Below are 2779 nucleotides of genomic sequence, written 5' to 3'. Positions count from 1 at the left end.
TTGCTGAATAACATTATTAACTCTTGGCATAAAAAACCTCCTAAATAGTAGTTATATTATATATTATAACCATATTTATAGAGGTTAATCAAATTTCAACAGTTTATTAAAACAAAGCCAATTTAAATTTATTAACGTATAAGGATATATGTCCTGGAGTATGTCCTGGTGTATGAATTACAGTAATTCCTCCACAATAGGGAAGAACTTGCCCATCAGATAATGTTTCATTTATATTTACTTTAAATTTTTCAAAGCAAATTTTTAATTTATCATAAAACATATTCATCTTTTCAGGTAAATAATCTAAAGATTGTTCTAGCATAGAAAGCTTTACTGGCTTTTTGGTTCCTTCTATATAGGGTTTCTCCTCTTGAAAAGATATCATCTTAATATTATTATCTCTTTCTTTTAGAATCTCACTTGCACTTCCTATATGGTCAATATCTTGATGAGTAAAAATTATTTTCCTTAACTTATAAAATTCTAACCCCTCTTCCTCAATAGCTTCTCGTATTTGATGAAATTGATGTGGCAAACCTGCATCAACTAAAATTAATTCATCATTATCATAAATTACTGTTGGATTGATAATAGACTCCTGCCCCATTGCTTTTGAGCTTAATTTAAAGCTATATATTCCTTCTTTAATTCTCATAATAAACCTCCTATACCTATTGATTTTTTTATTACCAAATGAATGGTATTAGTCTGTATTTTACTTCATGACTATATTCTTCATATCCATTAAGCTTTTCTTTAAGCATTTTATCCTCTAAATATGTTCTTATTACAATTAAACCAGCAATTATTATGGAAATAATCAACACCAACTTTGTCTCAAATATCATGGATATTGAAATACACCAAATTAAGATAGCTAAATATGTTGGATGTCGTATTATCTTATATGGCCCTTCCTTACACACTATCTGACTTCTATCAAATTGTACTCGTGATGTAGACTCCAGAAAAGTATTTACCATCATTGCTTTTAAAGATATTATTGTTACTGGTATCTGCAAAATAATACCTATAACAAAGATAATTCCTGGTTTGTCTGCCTTGTTCATTTCCAATCCTGCTACTAGATATATAATAAAGAAAGTTAATAGCCAGTATATTGTCAATATAATCTTATCCCATTTAGGTGAATCAGTATTAATCTTTCCCCTCTCTGCCAATGTTTCTTTATTTACATTATGCATAATATAACAGGAAATAATGGTAACAAGAAAGTAACCAATAAAATATACCCCTGCCCGCAAATTCATTGTCCACCATGAGCCTAGAAGAAACATTAAAATTCCTAATACTCTCTGAATAAATACCCTCACTATATAATTCATTTCCTTTTTGTCAATATCCTATCACCTCTTATAATTACTTTCTAATATTATTCTTATGCTTTCTATAGATAAAAATAGCCTTCTATGCATTATATAATTATCTATAATTTTCTGATTTAAAAATAAATCTTTTGGTAATACTATTTATTATTAAGTGTAAAAGGAGAATGATGTCATGGAAAAATTAAGTTTTGTAGTTGAAAACCAACTTGGTGTTGCTAAGGATAATGAAGAATTAAAAAACAGCCTTAATGGTCAATTTAATGGAGAAACTGCTGAAGTTGGACTTTATTTAGCAATGGCTAGAGTAGCTCAACGTTCAGGTTATCCTGAAATTGCAGAAGTACTTAAAGTTATTGCTTGGGAAGAAGCTGAACATGCAGCTCAATATGCTGAACTTACTGGTAAAATATCTGACTGTACTAAAACTAATCTTACAAATATGATGAATGGTGAAATTGGATCTAACAAATTTAAAGCTGAACTAGCTCAAAAAGCAAAAGATGCTGGCCTTGAAGAACTTTATACATTTATTGATCATGCTGCAAGAGATGAAGCAAGACATGCAAGTATGCTTCATGGAATGCTTAACCGCTTATAATTATAAACATTAATGATAAAATAGCCTTAGCTATAACATCCTATGCTAGGCTATTTTTATTATTCTTATGAAAAAAGAGATATAAAAACTTTATATCTCTTTTCCTCTTAAATCTCCAAAATATATTATTTCATTATTTGATTGGCTTTGTTTTAAAATAGTGTTGAAATTAGCATAACATAATAGGATGTCCATTTGGACATCCTATTTGAACCGCAATATATTAAGATTGTTAAGAAAATAATTTTTAAATTCAATTTTACATTTTTACCTAATTTAATGTTTTACAGAATTTATTATTTATTTTTACCACCATTAGTATCAGTTCCAAGTGAAATAAATCCCGCACTAATAGCAATAGCAAGCATAATGTCATGCTGTCCTAACGGATTTGATATAATAGAATATACTAAATATATTGTACAAATTAATAATATACCAAGTATGATACCACGCAAAATTTTACTATTTTTAAACACCTAAATTACCTCCTATAAAAATCATATCCTAATAGATTAAAACAAACTAACTCGTCTTATAATACAATTGTTCATCAATCATTATATTTATTGTACACTAAAAACAGTAAAATAAAAACAAATTTTACCTTTTATACATATATTGGTCTTCTTATCTTAAAGTCCTTTATTAAAGATATAGAATGTGTTGAGTTAGCATGAATAAAGAATTTCTTAGGCTTATTTCTTTCAATTTCTGTTTTAAATAATTGGGTCCATTTATACCAAAATAGGTAGTTTGTTAGGAACTTGGTTGAAACACCATTAAACTTTCTTATCCATCTTTTTAAGCTACTATGAAAAGCATTGAC

General features: G+C 27.9%; 4 protein-coding genes and 1 pseudogene. 1 reads left to right on the top strand and 4 read right to left on the bottom strand.

The annotated features are described in order from the left end of the window. Window positions 1-106: 106 nt before the first annotated feature. Window positions 107-658, bottom strand: coding sequence for an MBL fold metallo-hydrolase (locus LQE93_RS16625; RefSeq protein WP_231074569.1), 552 nt, complete (start codon window positions 656-658; stop codon window positions 107-109). Between the two features lie 31 nt (window positions 659-689). Next, entirely contained in the window at window positions 690-1208 is a 519-nt protein-coding gene (locus LQE93_RS16620) for a methyltransferase family protein (RefSeq protein ID WP_231074570.1), read from the bottom strand. 316 nt (window positions 1209-1524) lie between these two features. On the opposite strand from LQE93_RS16620, the gene LQE93_RS16615 reads away from it, so the two are divergent. Beyond that, on the top strand, window positions 1525-1950 hold the full coding sequence (locus LQE93_RS16615; RefSeq protein ID WP_231074567.1) for a ferritin-like domain-containing protein: 426 nt from the start codon (window positions 1525-1527) through the stop codon (window positions 1948-1950). A gap of 296 nt (window positions 1951-2246) precedes the next feature. On the opposite strand, the gene LQE93_RS16610 is transcribed toward LQE93_RS16615, so the two are convergent. Both LQE93_RS16610 and LQE93_RS16605 read right to left on the bottom strand, forming a co-directional pair. Continuing rightward, window positions 2247-2429 carry a hypothetical protein gene (locus tag LQE93_RS16610; protein WP_231074566.1) on the bottom strand — a complete coding sequence of 61 codons (183 nt, stop codon included), beginning with the start codon at window positions 2427-2429 and terminating at the stop codon, window positions 2247-2249. 131 nt (window positions 2430-2560) lie between these two features. After that, window positions 2561-2779: pseudogene (locus tag LQE93_RS16605) on the bottom strand (IS1595 family transposase); the annotation flags it as partial.

This window comes from Clostridium sp. NSJ-145 (assembly GCF_021044725.1).
In the GTDB taxonomy this organism is placed as follows: Bacteria; Bacillota; Clostridia; order Clostridiales; family Clostridiaceae; genus Clostridium; species Clostridium disporicum_B.
The sequence above is the reverse complement of the archived record's forward strand: the minus strand, read 5'-3'. Positions and strand labels throughout refer to the sequence as shown.